Here is a 22,044-nt window from a genome sequence, read left to right as displayed (position 1 = left end):
GACGTTTCAGATATGAATATTGAGTTACGTCACCTGCGCTACTTTATTGCGGTGGCCGAGGAGCTCCATTTCGGGCGCGCGGCCCGGCGGCTGAACATCTCCCAGCCGCCACTCAGTCAGCAGATTCTGCAACTGGAGGCAGAAACCGGCGCCCGACTCTTTAACCGGACCAACCGCAGCGTTCAGCTGACCGCTGCCGGACAGCAATTGCTGAACGATGCCCGCGCCATCCTGCTGCAGGTCGAGCAGGCGGCCGACCGGGCAGCCCGGCTGCACCGGGGAGAAGAGGGCGGGCTGCGAATCGGTTTCACCTCCTCGGCGCCTTTTACCGCGGTGGTCTCCGACGCGCTGTTTCGCTTTCGCCAGCGCTGGCCGCAGGTACATATTCAGATGCAGGAAATTAATACCCGCCAGCAGCTGGCCCCGCTGCATGAGGGGCGGCTCGATCTTGGCGTAATGCGCAACACGCCGCTGCCCGCCGATCTCGCGCATCAGCTGCTGATGAGCGAGCCGCTGTGTGCGGTGGTGCACAAAGCGCATCCGCTGGCGGATGCCGGCGCGATCTCCGTCACCGCGCTGGCCGCCGAACCCTTCGTCTTCTTTGATGCCCAGGGCGGAACTGCGCTCTACAGCGATATCCTGGCGCTGCTGCATCGCTATCAGATCCAGCCCTATATCACGCAGGAAGTGGGGGAAGCGATGACCATTCTGGGGCTGGTGGCAACCGGTCTTGGCGTCTCCATCCTGCCCGCCTCCTTCCGCCGGGCGCAGCTGGCCGATCTGGTCTGGCTGCCGCTGACGGAAGAGGATGCCATTTCAGAGCTGTGGCTGGTCTGGTCAGCCAGCCGCGAAATCACCGCACCGATGGCGAATATGATGGCGCTGCTGCGGGAAAACCGGCCCGGAAGCACCCTTTGACAGAGGCCAATATGTGCGATAAATCACATTTCTAATCAAATATTTGACGCTGTTGCCTGATCTGCCTCACCATGGCGCATGTTTATTTAGAAGCGCGAAAATAACCGGGAGCAGGGTTGTGAATCCGGACAGTCAACCTGGCCATATTGACCAGATCAAGCAGACCAATGCAGGTGTCGTATATCAGCTGATTGACCGTTATGGTCCCATTTCGCGTATCGAACTTTCCCGCCGTGCCCAGCTTGCGCCAGCCAGCATCACAAAAATTGTGCGTGAAATGCTGGACGCGCATCTGGTGCAGGAGACGGAGTTTCAGGAACCCGGCAGTCGTGGCCGTCCGGCTATCGGGCTGATTCTGGACACAGAGGCCTGGCACTATCTGGCCATTCGTCTGCATCGCGGTGCCATGACCTTTACGCTGCGCGATCTCAGCAGTCAGGCGTTGGCCGAAGAGAGCCTGCCGCTGCCCGATGAATCCGCTCAGCCGCTGCTGACCGCCCTGATTGAACAGGTGGATGCCTTCTTTATCCGTCATCAGAAAAAACTGGAGCGTCTGACGGCCATCGCCATCACGCTGCCGGGTCTGATCAACGCCGCGTCAGGCGTGGTGCATCGGCTGCCGGGCTATCAGGTGCGTGATATGCCGCTGGGCGATGCGCTGGAGGCGCACACGGGATTACCGGTGTTTGTGCAGCACGATATCTCCGCCTGGACGCTGGCGGAGTCGCTGTTCGGCGCTTCGCGCGGCGCGCAGGATGTGATTCAGATCGTGATCGATGAAACGGTCGGAGCCGGAGTGATCAGCGGCGGCCAGCTGCTGCATAAGCGGGGACGGGCGCTGGTCGAGATCGGCCATACGCAAATCGATCCTTATGGTCAGCAGTGCTACTGCGGCAACCACGGCTGTCTGGAGACGGTCGCCAGCACCGGCAGTCTGCTGGCGCTGGCGGCGCAGCGGCTGGCGGCCCAGCCCGACAGCCTGCTTAATCGTCAGGAGCTGACGCTGTCATCGTTATGTGAGGCCGCGCTGTCGGGCGATCGCCTGGCGCGCGACACCATCGCCAGCGTCGGTCATCACGCAGGCCGGATTCTGGCGATGATGGTTAATATTTTTAATCCACAACATATTCTTATCGGTTCTCCGCTGAATGCGGCGGCAGAGGTGCTGTTTCCGGCGGTGAGCAACACGATTCTGCAGCAGTCTCTGCCTGCCTACAGTGCGGGCATTCAGCTGGCCCCCACCGAATTCAGCGAACCGGGCACACTCGGTGCCGCCGCGCTGATCAAAGACGCTCTCTATAACGGACACCTGTTAGTGAAACTGTTGCAAGGTTAAGCGGGCCTGAACTTGCGCTAACGCAATCTGTTCTCATTCTGGATTCCTTAAAATGCCGTTTCGCAGCAGGGCTAATCACCGATTAGCCGCAACGCTTTGAGAGGAGAAGTGGAGTGAACAGACTATTTGTTACCGGCACCGATACGGCTACAGGCAAAACGGTGGTGTCCCGCGCCCTTTTGCAATGTTTTATTCAGAGCAACGTCAGTGCCGTCGGCTATAAGCCTGTCGCGCGCTGCGCGGTCAAAACCGCTGATGGCCTGCGTAACAAAGATGCACAGGTTCTGCAAAGCGCTTCATCCATCGACCTGCCTTATGAGGCGATTAATCCGCTGGTGTTTGAGGAGGAGGAGATCTGCACCCACCCCAGCCAGATGATCGACTATTCCCGGCTGACTCAGGGTCTGACACATCTGACGCAGCAGGCCGATCGGGTGGTGGTGGAGGGCACCGGCGGCTGGCGCAGTCTGATGAACGACGGACGTCCGCTCTCGCGCTGGGTCGCAGAACAGCAGCTGCCGGTTGTGCTGGTGGTGGGTATCCAGTCGGGCTGCATCAGTCATGCGCTGCTGACCGCGGAAGCCATCGCGCACGATGGCCTGCCGCTGGTAGGTTGGGTGGCTAATCGCGTCAATCCGGGGCTGGCGCACTACAGTGACATCATTGAGGTGCTGCGTGAAAAGATTGCGGCACCGCTGCTGGGTGAACTTCCTTATCTGCCCCGTCCTGAACAGCGCGATCTGACCTCCTGGATCGATATTTCTCTGCTGAAGCAGCCCGATCTGCACGCTGTGAGTGCAAAGATCGCCTGATACTGAAACAAAACAAGTCATCTGAGCGGGTTGTGAGCCTAAAGTTTCAGGCTCGCGACCCGTTTCCTGCAACTATTTCCGCTTATATTTGAATGACCTGGATCGTTAACCGCGAATCCCCGACGTGATGGCGCAGAAAATGCATTAACTCCGCTAACCACACAGAGCTGGAGCACCACCATGTCGCACTCGCACGAGAAAGGTTTGTTATATGGGCTTGAAGCCCGCATTGGTCCCGTACCGGCATTCTTTGCCGCACTGCAGCATCTGCTTGCCAGCGTCGTCGGCATTATCACTCCGCCGCTGATTATCGGTTCGGTGCTGGGACTGCAGGCCTATATTCCTTATCTGATCAGCATGTCCCTGTTTGTTTCCGGACTGGGCACCTTTATGCAGGCCCGGCGCTTTTATGGCGTCGGTGCCGGGATGATCTGTCTGCAGGGCACCAGCTTTGCGTTTCTGGGTGTGATCCTGTCGGGTGGGTTAATGATCAAGGGGCGTGGCGGTTCGCCTGAAGAGATTCTGGCGATGCTGTTTGGCTGTAACCTGGTAGCGGCACTGATCCCGGTGGTCATCAGCCGCTGCGTCGGCGCGCTGCGTAAGGTGCTGACGCCGGTCGTCACCGGCACAGTGATTACGCTGATTGGTATCAGCCTGATCAAAGTGAGCATCACCGACTGGGCGGGCGGTCACAATGCCACGGACTTTGGCGCGCCGGGAAATCTGGCGCTGGGTGCGCTGACGCTGCTGGTGATTGTGGCGCTGAACCGCTCGCGAAACCGCTGGGCGCGGCTGGTTGCCGTGGTCGCGGGTATCGCCGTGGGGTGTGTGGCGGCGGCGTTAACCGGCCATCTGCAGCTGAAGGCCGCGCCGGAGAGCAGCTGGCTGGTGCTGCCAGCCTTTTTCCGCTTTGGTTTCGCCTTCGACTGGACCATCTTTCTGCCTATCGCGCTGGTATCTGTCATCGCGGTGATTGAAGCGGTGGGCGATCTGACGGCCAACTGTCTGATTTCACAACAGCCGATCACCGGTAAGCCTTTCCAGCAGCGGCTGCAGGGCGGTATTGTCGCCGATGGCCTGAGCTGCGTGCTGGCCGCGGTTTTCTCGGCCTTTCCAAACACCACCTTTGCGCAGAATAACGGTGTCATCCAGATGACCGGCGTTGCCAGCCGCTACGTGGGAATGCTGCTGGGTATTATGCTGGCGCTGCTGGGGCTCTTTCCGGCGGTTGGCTCCCTGCTGCAGCAGATCCCACCGCCGGTACTGGGCGGCGCGACCGTGGTGATGTTTGGCAGCGTGGTTGCGGCCGGTATCCGGGTGATGACCCAGACACCGCTTGGTCGCCGCGAGATGCTGATCGTCGCGATCGCCTTCGGCATCGGGCTGGGTGTGGAAGCGGTGCCGGACGTGCTGAAGCAGTTCCCGCCGCTGATCGGCAGCCTGTTTGGTCATGCAGTCACTACCGGTGGCATCCTGGCCATTGTGCTGAATCTGGTGCTGCCGGATGAGGCGCGGACGGTGGAAGAGGTTGAGGCGGAGACGCTGACGGAGGGATGACCGGCTGAGAGGAATCCGCCAGCGGGACGGGTTGCCAGCCTGTGGCCCGGCTTGCTGTAAGATCGCACCTGCGCAGGGAACAGGGTCAGATCGGAAAGACGCGAAAGATGTCATCCATGACAGGCTCGGCCCGCGCCATCCCTGGCGCGGGACGCTTTCCTCTTCTGACCCTGTTCCCTTCGCCTTAAGCAACGTTATTGCGGTTTAATTCGGGCCTGTCCACGGTAACAAAAAAGGGCCGTGTGGCCCTTTCATCTACAGAGGAGTCTACGTATTCAGACGACGACGCGTGCGGCCTGAACTCAGGTAGTCGGCGATATAATCCTGCGAAATCTCACCGCTGTAGCGACCCTCCTCATCAACAATTGGCATCCAGACCGTGTTGTGTTCATAGAGCTTTGACAGCACCACGCGCAGGTTCTCTTCCGCTTTGCCGGTCACCTTAAAGGTGTGCAGGCGCTCTTCACAGCGGCCGCTGACGTTGCGCGCCTCGCGACGCTTCACAAAGCCCAGCGGTTTGCCATCCTCATCGACCACGGTAATCGAGCGCATATCGTTCTCATCCATGGTGCCAAAGGCTTCCTCCAGCGGCGTAGAACGACGCACGGTAATGGTGGGCTGCTGATCGGTGACGTCGCCCGCCTGCACCAGCAGCAGGCGCTTCAGCGTGCGGTCCTGACCGACAAACGAGCCGACAAAATCATTCGCCGGTGTGGCCAGCAGCTCATCCGGGCTGGCGCACTGCACGATCTTACCCTGACCAAACACCGCAATCCGGTCGCCGAGCTTCAGCGCCTCATCGATATCGTGACTCACCAGCATCACGGTTTTCTTCAGCTGACGCTGCATATCGAGAAACTCGTTCTGAATGACTTCACGATTAATCGGGTCAACCGCCCCGAAAGGCTCATCCATCAGCAGCACCGGTGGATCCGCCGCCAGCGCCCGAATCACCCCGATGCGCTGCTGCTGGCCGCCGGACATCTCTCGCGGATAGCGATGCAGGAATTTAGTCGGGTCCAGCGCCACCATACTCATCAGCTCAGTCGCGCGCTCGTGACACTGTTTCTTATCCCAGCCCAGCATGCGCGGCACCACGGTAATGTTCTCTTCGATGGTCATGTTCGGGAACAGTCCAATCTGCTGGATCACATAGCCGATGTTGCGACGCAGGGTGGTGGTGTCCTGCGTACTGGTATCTTCGCCATTAATCAGAATCCGGCCGCTGGTGGCAGGGATAAGGCGGTTAATCATCTTCAGGGTGGTGGTTTTTCCGCAGCCCGATGGCCCCAGCAGGACACACATCTCACCGGCTGGCACATGCAGGCTGACGTTATCGACGGCTTTATTGGTGGTACCGTTTTTCTGGGTAAAGGTTTTCGTCAGGTTTTCCAGCGTGATCATTATCGAATCCCCTTAGGAGTCAGCGCCTGCTGCAAACGGTGCAGCAGCCAGTCAAGAACAATAGCCAGCAGACAGATCATCAGTGCCCCGGCAATTAACATGCGAATATCACTGCCGCTGATGCCATCCAGCAGCAGCTGGCCCAGGCCGCCGGCTCCAATCACGGCGGCAATCGCCATGACGCCGACGTTCATCACCACGGCGGTGCGGATGCCGCCAAAAATGACCGGCAGCGCCATTGGGATCTCCACCCAGCGCAGACGCTGCCAGAAGGTCATGCCGATACCACGACCCGCCTCACGCAGACCGCCTGGCAGGTTCTCCAGTGCGGTGTGCGTGTTGCGCACAATCGGCAGCAGAGAATAGAGGAACACAGCGGTGATAGCGGGCAGCGCACCGATGCCCTGACCGATCAGTGAAAAGAGCGGGATCATCAGACCAAACAGCGCAATGGTCGGGATGGTCAGCACCACGGTGGCGATGCCGAGAATCGGTGCCGCCAGCCACCGGACCCGGACAATCAGAATGCCGAGCGGCACGCCAATGACAATCGCCAGTCCGACCGCGACCAGCACCAGCCAGCTGTGCTGCCAGCTCAGGGTCAGCAGGGTATTCCAGTTATCCATGATGTAGTGAAGGGTATCCACAGTGCCTCCTTACAGCATGTTTTTGGATTGAAGGAAATCACGCGCCACTTTCTCCGGCGACTGATGATCGATGTCGACCCGCTTATTCAGCTCGGTAATCGCCTCATCGGTGATCTGCGCCGAAAGCTGATTGAGCGCGGTGTCCAGACCCGGATGGCTCGCCAGCACATCCTGACGCACCACAGGCGTCACGTTGTAGCTGGGGAAGAAATGCTTATCATCTTCCAGCACTTTCAGGTCGAATCCTTTTACCCGGCCATCGGTGGTGTAGATCAGACCGGCATCGACAAAGCCGTCGCGAATGGCGTTATAGACCAGGCCGGGGTCCATCTGCCGGATCTGCGGGCGATCCAGCGCCAGGTCGTAGGTTTTCTGCAGCGGCTTCATGCCGTCGCTACGCCCTGAAAACTCCAGGTCCAGTCCGAGTCGCCAGTTATGGTCCGGGTCGGTCTTCCGCACCTGCTCAATCTTTGCGACCAGCTGAGACATCGTGCTGATACCCTCTTTTTCGGCCCGTTTCCGGGTCATGGCAAAGGCGTAGGTGTTGTTCATCGGTGCCGGATCAAGCCAGACCAGCCCCAGTTTTGCATCCAGTTTTTTCACCGTCTCATAGGCCTGCTGAGAGGACATCGGCTGGCTGATGTGGTTGAAAATAATCAGAGAGGTCCCGGTGTACTCCCAGACCATATCGATCTGCTTATTCAGCAGCGCGTTACGGCCGATGGTGGTGGCAATATTCCGTTTGGGCACCACCTCAAAGCCTTTCTTCTTCAGCCACAGCACGGTCATGGCGGAGAGAATATGCTGCTCGGTAAAACTCTTGGTCGCCATCACCAGCGGGGCAGCTGCCTGTGCCGTCTGGCTTAGCAGCAGCGTCGCGGTAAGCGCCACCACGCTCTTCTTTATCCAGTGCGTTAGCATTGCAAAGCTCCTTGTGGTCAGACCGCCGCGTGCGGACTCAGTAAGCGGCCCAGTGCAGCCAGCAACATATCCAGCACCAGTGCCACCAGTGCGGTAGCAACAGCGCCGAGGATCAGCGTCGGAAAGTCATTCAGATAGATGCCGGGGAAGATCAGCTCGCCGAAGCTGCTGGCCCCGATCAGGAACGCCAGCGGGGCGGTTCCGACATTGATGGCCGTTGCGATGCGCACGCCGGAGAGGATCACCGGCAGGGCATTCGGCAACTCCACCCGGCGCAGACGCTGCAGTTTAGTCATACCGATGCCGTTGGCGGCTTCAATCAGTGACGGGGGAACGGCGCTCAGGCCGGAGAAGGTGTTGCGGACGATAGGCAGCAGCGAGGCCAGAAACAGGGCTATCAGCGCCGGACGGTCGCCAATCCCGATAATGACCATCGCCAGAGCCAGCACCGCCAGCGGCGGCAGGGTGTTACCGATGTTGAAAATCTGCATCACATACTCGGCCCAGCGGCGGGCAAACGGGCGACTGAGCAGGATGCCGCTGGGAATACCGACCAGCAGGGCGAACAGCATCGACCAGAACACTAAGAAGAGGTGTTGTTGCCCGAGATAAAGCAGGTCGACCTTACGGGCGACCAGCTGATCCCAGCCGAGGCCCCAGATCAGCACCGCAATCACTGCGACCACTGCAAGCAGTGCCAGACCGGCGCGTCGGGCCAGTGAAGCATTTTGCATAGGAGAATCTCCCTGATAACGATCTCAATTGTTATAACAGCGCTAAACAGTCCGACAGATGCAGCAAAAAAGGCCGCCGCACCCAAAACCGAAACTGCGATAAAATGTAGACAAAATGCGTATTTACCTACTCTTTTTCAGTGAACACTGAGAAAGATGCTTTACTGCTATAGCAGCCCTTTACCCGGCAAGCCAGCTTTTCAGCCTTTCTTCGGCGAGTGAGAAACTGGTTAAAATGGTGTTAAGGCCGCGTAGCCACTGGGCTGATGCGTCAATAAAAAAAATTCATCGACTTTTAGTGACACCGTCACAGATGGTGCAGGAAATGCGCACGTTCAGGAAACTGCACGGGCTGATTTTCAGCTAGCCTTGCTGATAAAAAAGGAACCCTATGACTGAAAGCGCACAACTCCGGACCGGACACCGCCACTGGATACTGATTGCCTGCATGCTGGCGATGTTTATGGCGGCTATCGAAGTCACCATCGTGGCCACTGCCATGCCCACCATCATTGCCGACCTCGGCGGTTTTTCGCAGTTTGGCTGGGTCTTCTCCATCTATCTGCTGACGCAGGCGGTCAGCGTGCCGCTCTATGGCCGGCTGGCGGATAAGGTGGGGCGTAAAACCATGTTTTTTACCGGCACCTCCCTTTTCCTGCTCGGATCGGTGCTGTGTGGCTTCGCCCACTCCATGACCTGGCTGATCCTGTTCCGGGCGTTTCAGGGGCTGGGGGCGGGGGCCATCATGCCGATCAGCTCCACCATCGTGGCAGACATCTATTCGCCGCGCGAGCGCGCCAGCGTTCAGGGCTGGCTATCCAGCGTCTGGGGAGTGGCGGCCATCGTCGGGCCGCTGACCGGTGCCTGGCTGGTGCAGCACTTCAGCTGGTCAGTGATTTTCTGGGTCAATCTGCCGATTGGCCTGATCAGTATGCTGATGCTGGCGCGCTGGTTACCGGCGCATCAGCAGGAGGAGAAATCGGCTCCCCTCAACCTCGCGGGCAGCGGCTGGCTGATGCTCTGCGTCTCCGCGCTGCTGGTGGTGCTATTGCAGGCGGAGCTGCTCGGATACTGGCTGATCCCTTTTCTGCTCTGTTCACTGCTGGCAGGCTGGCAGCTGAAACGCCACGAGCAGCGGGCCGCGGCACCACTGTTTCCGCTGGTGATCTGGCGCAGCCGGCTGATCATTGCCGGTAATGCGGGCAACCTGATTATCGGGGCGGCCATGATGGGGATCAGTGCGTTTCTGCCGACCTGGATTCAGGGGATCCGCGGCGGCACGCCGTTACAGGCGGGCAGCGCGCTGGCGATGATGTCGATTGGCTGGCCGCTGGCCAGCACCCTGAGCGGCAGGCTGATGCTTCTGACCTCCTATCGCTTTACCGCCCAGCTCGGCGCGCTGCTGCTGGTCAGCGGCAGCGCCTTACTGCTGCTGCTTCAGCCCGCGAGCTCACTCTATCAGGCGGGCTTTACCGCCTTCCTGATTGGCACCGGCATGGGGATGACCAGCACCACGTTTCTGGTCTCCGTGCAAAACGAGGCGGACTATCAGATTCGCGGTATCTGTACCGCCTCGGTGATGTTCAGCAGGATGATCGGTTCGGCGGTGGGCACGGCGATCATGGGGGCGGTGCTCAATCTCAACCTGCAGTGGCGGCTGCCGCAGGTGGCCGATCCGGTGCAGCAGATTATGTCTGAACCCAGCCGTCAGCAGCTGGCGCCGCAGGCGCTGCAGCAGATGGTGCAGGCGATTGCGGCCTCACTGCACTGGGTGTTTGTGGTGGCGCTGGTGATTGCGCTGTTTGCGCTGGGTGTGGCGTGGATGATGCCGCGTCAGCGGCCGGAACAGGCGGAGTAAACGGCAGGGCGACAGGCTGTCGCCCTGATTAACACAGGTTTATTGCTGCGCAGGCGCGTCCTGAGAACTGCCTGCACTGGCGGGCACGCTGGCCTCGTCATCCCGGCCGGTGCGCTTGTAAACAATCTTCTGGCTGTCGTTTTCACAATGCCCGACCACCTGACCGCCCGCCTGATCGACCTGATCGTTGGCGACGATGTCGAGAGTGAAGCCCGATTCAGGCACGCCGTTCTGAACAATTTTCTGACTGATGTCGGCTTTTACCGATTCGCAGGAAGCCTGCGCCATCAGCGGCAGCGAGAACAACGCTGCGGTGAACAAAACCCTCTGTAGCTTCATCACGTCTTCCTTATGTTAGTCGTCCGTCATTACTATAGCGCAAATTCAGGGAGTGACCGGGCGGCCTGAGCGGCGGTCCAGACAGCGCAGAGTGTTGGGCTCCCAGTAGGCGTTCAGATTGAGGCTCTGCTCGCACTTGTCGCGGGTGTCGAACGCGCGGTCGGTTTTATCAAACTCTTTTTCTACGCGGCTGTTCACCTTGTTGCGTAGCATCCGCGTGTCATTCCATTGCTCTTTATTCTGGCGAGCCGCTTCGTTACTCAGGGCAGAACTGCCATCTTCGATGATCAGGCGGTTGGTGGTCGCACCCGCCGTGAAGGCGGTACCAGACAGCAGAACCAGAAGCAGAGCAGGGATCATTTTTTTCATCAGACTATCCTTTCGTTATCGCCAACATCGCCATCCGGGACGGCTGTTGCAGCGGGTCCGGCTAGTATATCATCGCCGTTTCTTTGCTCACCAGTGGTGCGTGGTTTGTTTAAGTTCAGGAGAGGTAAGGGTGCTGATTAAAACCGCCTTGCTGTTTTTTATCACCGCCCTGGCGGAGATCACGGGCTGCTTTCTGCCGTGGTTATGGCTGAAAAAAGGCGGCCCGGTCTGGCTTTTACTGCCGGCGGCGGCCAGCCTGGTGCTGTTTGTCTGGCTGCTGACCCTGCATCCTGCCGCCAGCGGCCGGGTCTATGCCGCGTATGGGGGCGTCTATGTGCTCACCGCGCTGCTCTGGCTGCGGGTGGTGGATGGCGTGAAGCTGAGCGTCTGGGACTGGAGTGGCGCACTGATCGCGTTGAGCGGCATGCTGATTATCGTTCTGGGCTGGGGACGTGGCTAGCGCCAGCCGGGAGAGCTGGCGCGCAGAGGATTAAGGCTTGTGCACCTTCAGGCCCGCCAGCGTCTGGCTGACCGGCATCATCTCCAGCGTGTTGATATTGACGTGCGCTGGCAGTGTGGCCACCCAGTAAACCGCTTCCGTGACATCTTCCGGGGTCAGGGCGGTGGCACCCTCATAGACCTGACCAGCTTTGTCATCATCACCTTTAAAGCGGACGTTAGAGAACTCGGTGCCGCCCACCAGCCCCGGTTCGATATCGGTCACGCGCAGCGCGGTGCCGTGCAGATCGGTGCGCAGGTTCAGGCTGAACTGCCGCACAAACGCCTTTGTGGCCCCATAGACGTTGCCGCCGGCATAGGGCCAGCTACCGGCAATCGAGCCGATATTGATGATATGGCCCACGTTACGCTCGACCATCTGTGGCAGCAGGGCGCGGGTCATATAGACCAGGCCTTTCGTATTGGTATCGATCATATTTTCCCAGTCTTCCACACTGGCTTTGTGCGCGGGCTCTATGCCCAGCGCCAGACCGGCGTTGTTCACCAGGATATCGATAGCGCGCCACGCCGCCGGTAACTGCGCCACAGCTTCTTCGATGGCGGCGCGGTTCCGCACATCCAGCTGGACGGTGTAAAGATTCTCACCCAGCTCATCTTTCAGCGCTTTTAAGCGTTCGGCGCGGCGTCCGCTGGCGATCACTTTGTGCCCGTTTTTGATAAAGCGGCGGGTAATACTTTCACCAAAACCGGCCGTCGCACCGGTGACAAAAATAATCATCTCACTGTTCCTTATGCCATTTTCAACGTCGATGGCTTCACCATAGCATGCCATTTCGGCTTCTGCGCGCAGAAAAACGGGCAGGGGGTAAACCCCTTTTACGGGCAACGTCCTGCGCCTTTTCGGGGCGCACTGCACCGTTAAGGGGCAGGGCAGCAGCCAGCCTGCGCGTCAGAAACGCCGCCAGAATCGGCAATTGCGCTTCGCAACCGATTGCGACATGAAAGCAATCGGTTGCTATGCTTTCAACAGGCTTTTTGTTGCGCAACAGGCGTGAGTTTATCTAAGCACCTGATATTTATAGATTTTAAAGCAGAGTAAATCTGGCACGCAGGTTGCAAAGAGTTAAACAGAGAGTTAACTGCACCACCACATTGCGCTTTCAGAAAGGAAACAGCATGCACCCAGCAACCGACACGGCGATACGCGCCAGCTTCTTTGACTTCACCGGCGTGGTGGATCATCCCGACGATCTGGCGACACAGGCCCGCTACCTGGAGGATGGCGTGTTGCTGCTGCGTGACGGACGTGTAGCCGGTCTGGAGAGCTGGGAGACGGCTGAGGCGAAGCTGGCGGGTCTGCCGGTCACTGATCTGCGCGGCCGGCTGATCGTGCCGGGCTTTGTGGACACCCACATACACTATCCGCAGACGGAGATGATCGGCGCCTTTGGCGAACAGCTGCTGGAGTGGCTGAATCACTACACGTTCCCGGTGGAGGCGCAGTATCACTGCCCGGATCATGCCGCCCGGATGTCCGCCTTTTTCCTGCATCAGCTGCTCTCCAATGGCACCACCAGCGCGCTGGTCTTTGGCACCGTGCACCCGCAGTCGGTCGAGGCGCTGTTCAGCGCCGCCGAAGCGCTGAACATGCGGCTGATTGCCGGGAAAGTGATGATGGATCGCAATGCGCCCGACAACCTTACGGAAACCCCGGAACAGAGCTATCAGCAGACCCGGGCACTGATTGAACGCTGGCATCAGCGTGGCCGGCTGAGCTATGCGCTGACGCCGCGTTTTGCCCCGACCTCTTCCCCGCAGCTGCTGGAAAAAGTGCAGCAGCTGCGTCAGGAGTTTCCCGACACCTGGCTGCACACCCATCTCAGCGAAAACCCGCAGGAGGTGGCCTGGGTTAAAGCACTCTTTCCGGAACGCGACGGCTATCTGGATGTGTACCACCATCATCAGCTCACCGGCCGCCGCAGCGTGTTTGCCCACTGCCTGCACTTGGAAGAGAAGGAGTGGCAGTGTCTGCATGACACCGACTCCTCAATTGCCTTCTGTCCCACTTCTAACCTGTTCCTCGGCAGCGGCCTGTTTAATCTGAAACGCAGCTGGCAGCAGGGCGTGAAGGTGGGGGTGGGCACCGACGTCGGTGCGGGCACCACCTTTAACATGCTGCAGACACTGGGCGAAGCCTACAAGGTGGGCCAGTTGCAGCACTACCGGCTCAGCGCCGCCGAAGCCTTTTATCACGCGACACTGGGCGGGGCGCGGGCACTCGATCTCGACCACGCCATCGGGAATTTCAACACCGGCAAAGAGGCGGATTTTGTGGTGCTCGATCCGGCAGTTTCTGCCCTGCAGCAGCTGCGTATCGGCAACAGCAAAGATATCTGGGAAAAACTTTTTGTCTTAATGACGCTGGGCGACGACCGCAATATTGCCCAGACCTGGGTGGCCGGTCGCCCGGTCTGGCAGCGTGACGCACAGGAGCAAGCCGCATGATCCAGTTTCTGCTCAATAACCAGCTGGTCAGCGAAACCGCGCTCGACCCCAATCTCACTATCCTTAACTATCTGCGAACCCGCCAGCAGCGGCCCGGCACTAAAGAGGGCTGCGCCTCAGGCGACTGTGGCGCCTGCAGCGTCACCCTGGGCAAAGCGGTGGATGGCAGGATGCAGTATGAAACGGTCAACAGCTGCCTGACCCTGGTCTCCACGCTGCAGGGTAAACAGCTGATCACGGTTGAAGATTTACGTCACGGACGGGCGCTGCACCCGGCGCAGCAGGCGATGGTTGACTGCCACGGCTCGCAGTGCGGCTTCTGCACGCCGGGCTTTGTGATGTCGCTGTTCACGCTGCAAAAAAATGCCACGGGCTGGGATCGTCATCAGGCGGAAACCGCGCTGGCGGGTAATCTCTGCCGCTGTACCGGCTACCGGCCCATCATGGCGGCCGCCGAGCAGCTCTGTTCGCAGCCGGTGACGGATCAGTTTGATCACAGCGCCGCGGGTACCGTGCAGCGTCTTGAAGCGCTGGCGACCCCGGAGATGCAGGAGACGGGCGCAGCAGGGCGGCGCTGCTTCCTGCCTAAAACCCCGGCGCAGCTGGCGGAGATCTATCTGGCGCATCCCGAAGCGGTACTGATTGCCGGTGGCACCGATCTCAGCCTGCAGATCACCCAGCAGCATAAAAGGCTGCCGCTGCTCATCGCCCTGGAGCAGGTTGCCGCGCTCAAAGTCTGCAGTGAATTTGATGACCATTATCTGCTGGGCGCAGGCGCGTCGCTGCAACAGGTCAGCGATTTTCTGGCCAGCCGCATCCCTGGCGTGAGCGAGATGCTGCAACGCTTTGCCTCCCTGCAAATCCGTCTGCAGGGCACGCTGGGCGGTAATATCGGCAACGCCTCTCCAATCGGAGACGCGTCGCCCATGCTGCTGGCGCTGAACGCCAGCCTGATACTGCAACGCGGCGAGCAGCAGCGCTGCCTGCCGCTGAATGACTTTTTTACCGGCTACCGGCAGACCCGGCTGGAAAAAAGCGAGTTTATCCGCGCGATTCGTATCGATAAGGTGACGGTGTCACCTGACTTTGTCGCCTGGAAAGTCTCCAAACGGCTGGATGACGACATCTCGGCGGTCTTTGCCGCCTTTAACCTGCACACCGATCAGGGCATCGTGACCGACGCCCGCGTCGCCTTTGGCGGCATGGCGGCCACGCCGCAGCGGGCGCACCACTGTGAACAGGCGTTGATCGGTCAGCCCCTTAATGCCGTGACGGTGTCACGTGCAGCGGCCGCACTGGCCGACGATTTCCAGCCGCTCTCCGATTTTCGTGCCAGCAGCGCCTATCGGCTGCAGGTGGCGCGTAACCTGCTGCGCCGCTTTCTTCATCGCTATAACGGCGAAATAACCTGTACCGAGGTGACCCGCTATGTCTCATAACCGTCCTGAACTCAACGAAGCGGTAATCAAGGCGCAGTATGCCGCCGATCTGCAGAGCGGTGTGGGCCGCAGTAACCGCCATGAAAGTGCGGAAAAACATGTCTCCGGGGAAGCGCGCTTCATCGACGACAAGCCGGAGTTGCCGGGTCTGCTGCATCTCTGTCCGCGCCTGAGCGAGCATGCGCATGCGCGGATCGTGCGCATCGACGTGCAGCCCTGTTACGCCGTGCCGGGCGTGGTCAGCGTGTTAACCTGGCAGGACGTTCCCGGTATCAATGATGTCGGGCCGCTGGAGCCGGGCGACCCGCTGCTGGCGCATGACAAAGTCGACTATCTGGGGCAGATCGTTCTCGCCGTCGCGGCGGAGTCGCCGGAGGCGGCCCGCCTCGGTGCCGCCGCCGCAGTGATTGACTATGAGGTGCTGGAACCGCTGCTGGATGTGGAGCAGGCGCTGGCGCAGCGCAGTTTCGTTCAGGAACCGCACGTGCATCAGCGCGGTGACGTGGAAGCGGCACTGGCACGCGCGCCGCATCGGGTCAGCGGCGCGTTTCACATCGGCGGACAGGAGCATTTTTACCTGGAAACCCAGACGGCGATGGTGATCCCCGGCGAAGATCACCAGCTGCAGGTTTTCTCCTCAACGCAGAACCCCACCGAAGTGCAGAAGCTGGTGGCAGAGGTGATGGGCATCAGCCTGAACCAGGTGACCATCGATATGCGGCGTATGGGCGGCGGCTTTGGCGGCAAAGAGACGCAGGCGGCCGGTGTGGCCTGCCTCTGCGCCATTGTCGCCCGTCAGACCGGGCGGGCAGCGAAGATGCGGCTCTCCCGCCGCGACGATATGCGTGTCACCGGCAAACGTCACCCCTTCTTTGTGCGTTACGAGGCGGGCGTGGAAGAAGATGGCCGGCTGTGCGGCATCAAAATCGATCTGGCGGGAAACTGCGGTTATTCACTGGATCTCAGTGGATCGATTGTCGATCGTGCCATGTTTCACGCCGATAACGCCTATTACCTTGGCGATGCGCGGATCACCGGCTATCGCTGCCGCACCAATACCGCCTCTAACACCGCCTATCGCGGGTTTGGCGGCCCGCAGGGAATGGTGGCCATCGAGCAGATTATGGATCACATCGCGCGGGAACGCGGGCTGGACCCGCTGGAACTGCGCAAGCGTAACTACTATGGCAAGCAGGAGCGCAACATCACTCATTACCACCAGCAGGTAGAGGACAATCTGCTGGATGAGATCACGGCGCAGCTGGAAGCCAGCAGCGACTATCAGGCGCGCCGGGCGGAGATCAGCGCCTTCAACGCCCGCAGCCCGCTGCTGAAGCGCGGACTGGCGCTGACGCCGGTGAAATTCGGCATCTCCTTTACCTCCAGCTTTCTCAATCAGGCAGGTGCCCTGATCCTGATTTACACCGACGGCACGGTGCAGCTAAACCACGGCGGCACCGAGATGGGCCAGGGACTGAACACCAAAGTGATCCAGATTGTCGCCGAGGTGCTGCAGATTGAGGTCGATAAGATCCAGATCACCGCCACCGACACCGGTAAAGTGCCTAACACCTCGCCAACCGCGGCCTCCAGCGGCGCGGATCTCAACGGCAAAGCGGCGCAGAATGCCGCTGAGATCCTGCGTGACAGAATGACGGAGATGCTTTGCAGGCTGCATGAGTGTGATGCCAGCGCGGTGAGTTTCCGCAACGGCGTGGTGCGCGCCGGCGAGAAGCATTACACCTTCGCCGAGGTGGCAAAGCTGGCGTGGCTGAATCAGGTGCCGCTCTCCGCCACCGGCTACTACCGCGTGCCGGGGATTCATTACGACCGGCTGGCGGGGCGCGGCAAGCCGTTCTACTACTTCGCCTACGGTGCCGCCTGCTGCGAGGTTGTGATCGACACCTTAACCGGCGAATCGCGCCTGCTGCGTGCCGACATCCTGCATGATGTCGGGGCCTCGCTGAATCCGGCCATCGATATCGGTCAGGTGGAAGGGGGATTTGTGCAGGGCGTGGGCTGGCTCACCTGTGAAGAGCTGGTCTGGAACGACAAAGGTCAGCTGCTGACCGATGGACCGGCGAGCTACAAAATTCCGGCCATCAGTGATGTGCCGGCCGATCTCAGGGTCACGCTGGTGGAGAACCGCAGGAATCCAAAGGATACGGTGTTCCACTCCAAAGCCGTGGGTGAGCCGCCGTTTATGCTGGGCATTGCCGCCTGGTGTGCGCTGCAGGATGCGGTTGCCAGCGTCGCCGACTACCGGCAGCACCCTCATCTGGATGCCCCTGCCACGCCGGAGCGGATCTTCTGGGGCGTGCAGCGTCTGGCAGGAGCAGAACATGATTTACCATGACTGGATAGGCGTCCTGCATCAGCTGCGGGAGAAGCGGCAGAGCTGCGTCCTGGTCACCGTGCTCAGCGAGCACGGTTCGGTGCCGCGTGACAGCGGCAGCAAAATGGTGGTGACGCAGCAGGAGAGCTTCCTGACCATTGGCGGCGGTCATCTGGAGTTTCAGTGCATCGCCCAGGCCAGAGCGATGCTGCAGAGCGGGGCAGGCGCGCCCCACACCGAGGAGTACAGCCTGGGCGCACGACTGGGCCAGTGCTGCGGCGGCAAAACCACACTGCTGTTTGAGCCTCTGCTGCAGGCGCAGCCGGAAATCTATCTGTTCGGCGCCGGGCATGTCGGCCAGGCGCTGGTGAACCTGCTCTCTACGTTACCCTGTCACATCAACTGGATCGACAGTCGTCCCGGTCAGTTCGGCCACGTGCCTGCCGGTGTGGTGACGCGGCAGCCTGAGGAGCCGATCGAGTGCGTGGCGGAGGCTCCCGCCGGGAGCTACTTCATTATCATGACCCACCACCATCCGCTCGATTTTGCGCTGTGCGAAGCGGTGCTGAAACGCAACGACTTTGCCTATGCCGGGGTGATCGGTTCAGAAACGAAAAATCAGCGTTTTCGCTACCGGCTCGCTGGCCGTGGCGTCGGCAGTGAACCGCTGGCGCGGCTGCGCTGTCCGATCGGTCTGCCTGACGTCAAAGGCAAGCTGCCCGCCGAAATCGCCGTGGCGATTGCAGGTGAAATAATCAGCGTCTATCAGCAGCGCATCGCCTGAGTTGTCGCCTCAGCCGCAACCTGTCAGGATAGGTCTTTGCGATGCCCATCAGGAGCGAACCATGAACGCCCGTCAGAATCCCTTCTTCAGCGTCAGCACACTGCCTTATCAGGCGCCCCCTTTTGATCAGATCCAAGAGCAGGACTTCCTGCCCGCACTTGAGGCGGGCATTGCGGAAAAGCGTCGGGAGATCGATGCGATTGCCCATAACAGCGAGGCTCCCACCTTTTCCAACACCTATGAGGCGCTGGAGAAAAGTGGACAACTGCTCAACCGGGTCAATCTGGTGTTCAGCGCCATGACCTCCGCGCATACCAGCCCCTTGCTGCAGCAGGTGGATGAGGAGATTGCGCCGCAGCTCACCGCACTTAATGATGACATCATGCTCAACCGGCCGCTCTTTTCCCGGCTTGACGCTGTCTATCTGCAGCGCGCCAGCCTGGACAGCGAATCAAAGCGGCTGGTCGAGGTGGTCTGGCAGCGCTTTCAGCTGGCGGGAGCTAACCTGCCGGAGGCGCAGAAACTGCAGCTCAAAACGCTGAATCAGGAGGCGGCGCGTCTCAGCACCCGCTTCACCAATAAACTGCTGGCGGCGACGCAGGCGGGCGGGCTGGTGGTCCGGGATGCGCAGCAGCTGGCGGGGCTCTCCCCGGCCGACCTCGCGGTGGCGCAGGCGGAAGCGCGGGCGCGCGGGCTGGAAGACAGCTGGCTGCTGGTGCTGCAGAACACCACGCAGCAACCGGCGCTGCAGAGTCTTTCCGATAGGGCGACCCGTGAAGCGCTGTTTCAGGCGGGCGTGACGCGCACGGAAAAAGGGGATGACAACGATACCCGCGAGCTGGTGTTACGGCTGGCGCAGGTCAGGGCGGAGCAGGCCCGGCTGCTGGGCTTTACCAGCTATGCCGCCTGGAAGCTGCAGGATCAGATGGCAAAAACCCCTGAGGCGGCGCTGGCCTTTATGCGCAACATCGTGCCTGCCGCCCGCGCCCGTGCGGAACGGGAAGCCGCCGCGATACAGCAGACGATCGATCAGCAGCAGGGCGATTTTCTCCTGCAGGCCTGGGACTGGCGTTTTTATGCCGAACAGGTGCGGCGTGCCCGTTACGATCTGGATGAGAGCCAGATCAAACCCTATTTCGAGCTGAACGCGGTGCTGCACAATGGCGTCTTCGAGGCTGCAACACGGCTCTATGGCATCCGTTTTACGCCGCGTCAGGATCTGCCGGTCTATCACCCGGATGTGCAGGTCTATGAGATTTTCGATGCTGATGAGACGCCGCTGGCGCTGTTCTACACCGATTTCTTTAAGCGCGACAGCAAAGGCGGCGGCGCCTGGATGAGTAATTTTGTAAATCAGTCGACGCTGCTCGACAGCAAACCGGTGATCTACAACGTCTGCAACTTCACGAAACCGCCAGCCGGTGAGCCGGCGCTGCTGAGCTGGGATGACGTGATCACGATGTTCCACGAATTTGGTCATACGCTGCACGGCCTGTTTGCCACGCAGCGCTATCCGGGTCTCTCAGGCACCGAAACCCCGCGCGATTTCGTCGAATTTCCGTCGCAGATTAATGAGCACTGGGCCAGCGAGCCGTCGCTGTTCCGTCACTACGCCCGTCACTATCAGACCGGGGAGGCGATGCCGGATGCGCTGCATGAGAAGATCGTCCGCGCCGCTCAGTTCAACAAAGGCTATGAGATGAGCGAGCTGCTGGCTGCCGCCCTGCTGGATCAGCACTGGCACGGCCTGACGCCGGACAACGCACCGCAAAGCGTGGCGGGATTTGAGCAGCAGTCGCTGCAGAGCGACAACCTGGCGCTGGCGGCGGTGCCTCCGCGCTATCGCTCCAGCTATTTCCAGCACATCTGGGGCGGCGGCTATGCTGCCGGGTATTACGCCTATATCTGGACGCAGATGCTGGCGGACGATGGCTATCAGTGGTTTGTGGAGCATGGCGGGCTGACGCGGGAAAACGGCGAGATCTTCCGGCAGAAAATTCTGTCGCGGGGCAACAGCAGCGATCTGAAAACGCTGTATGAAAGCTGGCGGGGCGCCGCGCCTCAGCTGGAGCCGATGCTGAAAAATCGCGGTCTGGCGGAGGAGTAAGGTGACGGGCTGTCTCACTGACAGCCCGGTTCAGGATCTCAGCCCAGCGGGCCACCTTCGATGGTTTCACACATACCGGCCAGCACCCGCTCGCCGGTTTCGCTTTTCAGTGACTGATACCACGCCGCGGTGATCGCCGGGTCGTGCGCGTGGGTCACCTCGCAGCGTTTACGGGCTTTCAGCACCAGATCTTTGACCCGTTCCACCCGTCGCGCCTGATAGCGCAGCAGCGCATCTTCGATCCTCAGTGAGTGAGACGCCAGCGTCGCGGCCAGCACCACCGCATCTTCCATCGCCGCGCAGCCGCCCTGACCGATATCGGGGGTGGTGCTGTGCGCCGCATCGCCGAGCAGGGCGACGCGGCCCTTTACAAAACGGCTGAACGGTTCGATGTCATGGATCTCAACCCGGTTGGTGGTCTCAGGATTGATGGCCGCGATCAGCTGCTGAACCGGCTCAGCCCAGCCCTGGAAATAGCCGGTTAAATCGGCTTTCACCGTGCTGCGATCCTGCGGCAATCCTTTCGGCAGCGGCACATCAAAGAAGAAGTAGAACCGGTTGCCACTGACCGGCATCAGCGATACCCGCTTGCCGTCACCGACAAACGTCGTCCACTGATCGGCAGGCGCGATGCGTTCATCAATGGTCACCAGTCCGTTCCAGTTAACGTAACCGGCATAGCGACGCTCCAGCTTCTGCTCCAGCACATACTCGCGCACCACCGAATGGGTGCCGTCGGCGGCAATCAGAAAGTCGCCCCGCGCCTGACTGTTATCGGTGAAGGTGGCAATGACGCCCTCTGCGGTCTCTTCGACCTGGATAACCCGCTTGCCAAACTGCACCCGTTCACGGCCAAAGGTATCAATCAGCATCGCCTGCAGTTCAGCACGCGCCACCGGGCAGGGATATTCGCCGACCTGCTGTACCAGCGGGGCCATACTGAAGCGGGTCAGGGGCGCGCCGGTTGCGCTGTCGTGATAGGCCATATAGGCCATGTTGCCGCCCAGTGCGCGCAGTTGCTCTTTCATGCCCAGCGCATTCAGGCACTTTACGCCATTAGGCCAGATAGAGATCGCTGCGCCGACCGGCTTCATCTCCTGCACGGCTTCAAACACCTCGACTTCTATTCCGGCTTTTTCCAGCGCAATGGCGCTGCTCATACCGCCAATCCCGCCACCAATCACGATTGCTTTCATAATGCTCTCCTGTCTGCATAGAGAGGTTTTTGCAACTTTTGTACCAGACCGGCGCATTCAGAGTGCACGTTAATAATTTATCGTTAATTCATTGGGTTAGAGGGTGTAAAAGGCGTTTATGGCGCAGGGCCTGACACCCGCAACTGCACCATGATGTGGCAAAGCAGCGGGTCAGCGTGGTGCAGTCGCGTGGGCGCTGTATCATTTGTTTCATCGGCAGCGGGCAGACCACCTGACGTAATCATCAGCGCGTAGGGGGAACCGTCTGCTTTCTGTTTCGTTTGTTTAAAAGTTTTAAACTATATGCGTCATTTCAGGCGATAT

Annotated in this window: 19 protein-coding genes; 11 read left to right on the top strand and 8 right to left on the bottom strand. The window is 60.0% G+C overall.

The annotated features are described in order from the left end of the window. Nucleotides 1-12 precede the first annotated feature (12 nt). The 4 genes from HFD97_RS05570 to HFD97_RS05555 all read left to right on the top strand — a co-directional run bounded on the left by HFD97_RS05570 (nt 13) and on the right by HFD97_RS05555 (nt 4,623). Nucleotides 13-918: a LysR family transcriptional regulator gene (locus HFD97_RS05570; RefSeq protein WP_009090131.1), complete on the top strand. Its 906-nt coding sequence runs from the start codon at nt 13-15 to the stop codon at nt 916-918. Nucleotides 919-1,036: 118 nt separating this feature from the next. Beyond that, nucleotides 1,037-2,254: an ROK family protein gene (locus HFD97_RS05565; RefSeq protein WP_009090132.1), complete on the top strand. Its 1,218-nt coding sequence runs from the start codon at nt 1,037-1,039 to the stop codon at nt 2,252-2,254. Between the two features lie 113 nt (nt 2,255-2,367). Next, nucleotides 2,368-3,066 carry a dethiobiotin synthase gene (bioD, locus tag HFD97_RS05560; protein WP_167430819.1) on the top strand — a complete coding sequence of 233 codons (699 nt, stop codon included), beginning with the start codon at nt 2,368-2,370 and terminating at the stop codon, nt 3,064-3,066. A gap of 180 nt (nt 3,067-3,246) precedes the next feature. Then, entirely contained in the window at nt 3,247-4,623 is a 1,377-nt protein-coding gene (locus tag HFD97_RS05555) for a uracil-xanthine permease family protein (RefSeq protein ID WP_150029564.1), read from the top strand. A 267-nt stretch (nt 4,624-4,890) separates the two neighbouring features. Here HFD97_RS05555 and osmV read toward each other — a convergent pair whose 3' ends face one another. Genes osmV through HFD97_RS05535 form a run of 4 tightly spaced genes read right to left on the bottom strand, consistent with a single transcriptional unit; the run spans nt 4,891 to nt 8,329 of the window. Continuing rightward, complete coding sequence (gene osmV, locus HFD97_RS05550; RefSeq protein ID WP_009090137.1) at nt 4,891-6,027, bottom strand: osmoprotectant ABC transporter ATP-binding protein OsmV; 1,137 nt, start codon at nt 6,025-6,027, stop codon at nt 4,891-4,893. Then, a complete protein-coding gene (gene osmW, locus HFD97_RS05545; protein WP_009090139.1) occupies nt 6,027-6,674 on the bottom strand; it encodes an osmoprotectant ABC transporter permease OsmW in 648 nt (215 codons plus the stop codon). The genes osmV and osmW overlap by 1 nt, the downstream gene beginning before the upstream one ends. Before the next feature lie 9 nt (nt 6,675-6,683). After that, nucleotides 6,684-7,595, bottom strand: a complete 912-nt coding sequence (locus tag HFD97_RS05540; protein ID WP_009090141.1) for a glycine betaine ABC transporter substrate-binding protein — start codon at nt 7,593-7,595, stop codon at nt 6,684-6,686. Nucleotides 7,596-7,612: 17 nt separating this feature from the next. Continuing rightward, entirely contained in the window at nt 7,613-8,329 is a 717-nt protein-coding gene (locus HFD97_RS05535; RefSeq protein WP_009090143.1) for an ABC transporter permease, read from the bottom strand. A gap of 391 nt (nt 8,330-8,720) precedes the next feature. On the opposite strand from HFD97_RS05535, the gene HFD97_RS05530 reads away from it, so the two are divergent. Then, nucleotides 8,721-10,187, top strand: a complete 1,467-nt coding sequence (locus tag HFD97_RS05530; protein ID WP_167430820.1) for an MDR family MFS transporter — start codon at nt 8,721-8,723, stop codon at nt 10,185-10,187. Between the two features lie 39 nt (nt 10,188-10,226). Here HFD97_RS05530 and HFD97_RS05525 read toward each other — a convergent pair whose 3' ends face one another. Together HFD97_RS05525 and HFD97_RS05520 are read right to left on the bottom strand one after the other, a co-directional pair. Next, nucleotides 10,227-10,526 (bottom strand): DUF1161 domain-containing protein, encoded by a 300-nt coding sequence (locus HFD97_RS05525; protein ID WP_009090146.1) that lies wholly within the window; start codon nt 10,524-10,526, stop codon nt 10,227-10,229. A gap of 45 nt (nt 10,527-10,571) precedes the next feature. Next, nucleotides 10,572-10,895: a DUF1283 family protein gene (locus tag HFD97_RS05520; RefSeq protein ID WP_046101855.1), complete on the bottom strand. Its 324-nt coding sequence runs from the start codon at nt 10,893-10,895 to the stop codon at nt 10,572-10,574. 133 nt (nt 10,896-11,028) lie between these two features. On the opposite strand from HFD97_RS05520, the gene HFD97_RS05515 reads away from it, so the two are divergent. Further along, nucleotides 11,029-11,355 (top strand): YnfA family protein, encoded by a 327-nt coding sequence (locus tag HFD97_RS05515; RefSeq protein ID WP_150029631.1) that lies wholly within the window; start codon nt 11,029-11,031, stop codon nt 11,353-11,355. Nucleotides 11,356-11,385: 30 nt separating this feature from the next. Here the strand turns inward: HFD97_RS05515 and ydfG are convergent, their stop codons facing one another. Next, a complete protein-coding gene (ydfG, locus tag HFD97_RS05510) occupies nt 11,386-12,132 on the bottom strand; it encodes a bifunctional NADP-dependent 3-hydroxy acid dehydrogenase/3-hydroxypropionate dehydrogenase YdfG (RefSeq protein WP_009090152.1) in 747 nt (248 codons plus the stop codon). Nucleotides 12,133-12,530: 398 nt separating this feature from the next. Between ydfG and guaD the strand changes: the two genes are divergently transcribed. The 5 genes from guaD to dcp all read left to right on the top strand — a co-directional run bounded on the left by guaD (nt 12,531) and on the right by dcp (nt 20,524). After that, nucleotides 12,531-13,859 carry a guanine deaminase gene (gene guaD, locus HFD97_RS05505; protein WP_046101854.1) on the top strand — a complete coding sequence of 443 codons (1,329 nt, stop codon included), beginning with the start codon at nt 12,531-12,533 and terminating at the stop codon, nt 13,857-13,859. After that, nucleotides 13,856-15,298, top strand: coding sequence for a xanthine dehydrogenase small subunit (gene xdhA, locus HFD97_RS05500; RefSeq protein WP_167430821.1), 1,443 nt, complete (start codon nt 13,856-13,858; stop codon nt 15,296-15,298). Before guaD ends, xdhA begins: the two co-directional genes overlap by 4 nt. Next, a complete protein-coding gene (gene xdhB, locus HFD97_RS05495) occupies nt 15,288-17,654 on the top strand; it encodes a xanthine dehydrogenase molybdopterin binding subunit (protein ID WP_009090158.1) in 2,367 nt (788 codons plus the stop codon). The genes xdhA and xdhB overlap by 11 nt, the downstream gene beginning before the upstream one ends. Further along, nucleotides 17,641-18,417 carry a xanthine dehydrogenase accessory protein XdhC gene (gene xdhC, locus HFD97_RS05490; RefSeq protein WP_167430822.1) on the top strand — a complete coding sequence of 259 codons (777 nt, stop codon included), beginning with the start codon at nt 17,641-17,643 and terminating at the stop codon, nt 18,415-18,417. Before xdhB ends, xdhC begins: the two co-directional genes overlap by 14 nt. Before the next feature lie 61 nt (nt 18,418-18,478). Then, nucleotides 18,479-20,524: a peptidyl-dipeptidase Dcp gene (gene dcp, locus HFD97_RS05485; protein ID WP_167430823.1), complete on the top strand. Its 2,046-nt coding sequence runs from the start codon at nt 18,479-18,481 to the stop codon at nt 20,522-20,524. A 38-nt stretch (nt 20,525-20,562) separates the two neighbouring features. Here dcp and hpxO read toward each other — a convergent pair whose 3' ends face one another. Next, nucleotides 20,563-21,720, bottom strand: a complete 1,158-nt coding sequence (gene hpxO / locus HFD97_RS05480; RefSeq protein ID WP_167430824.1) for an FAD-dependent urate hydroxylase HpxO — start codon at nt 21,718-21,720, stop codon at nt 20,563-20,565. Nucleotides 21,721-22,044: the final 324 nt, after the last annotated feature.

Origin of the sequence: Pantoea sp. EKM103V, assembly GCF_011800365.1 — a bacterium.
GTDB lineage: Bacteria > Pseudomonadota > Gammaproteobacteria > Enterobacterales > Enterobacteriaceae > Pantoea > Pantoea anthophila.
Note: the sequence above shows the minus strand (reverse complement) of the source record. Positions and strands in the feature narration are given on the sequence as shown.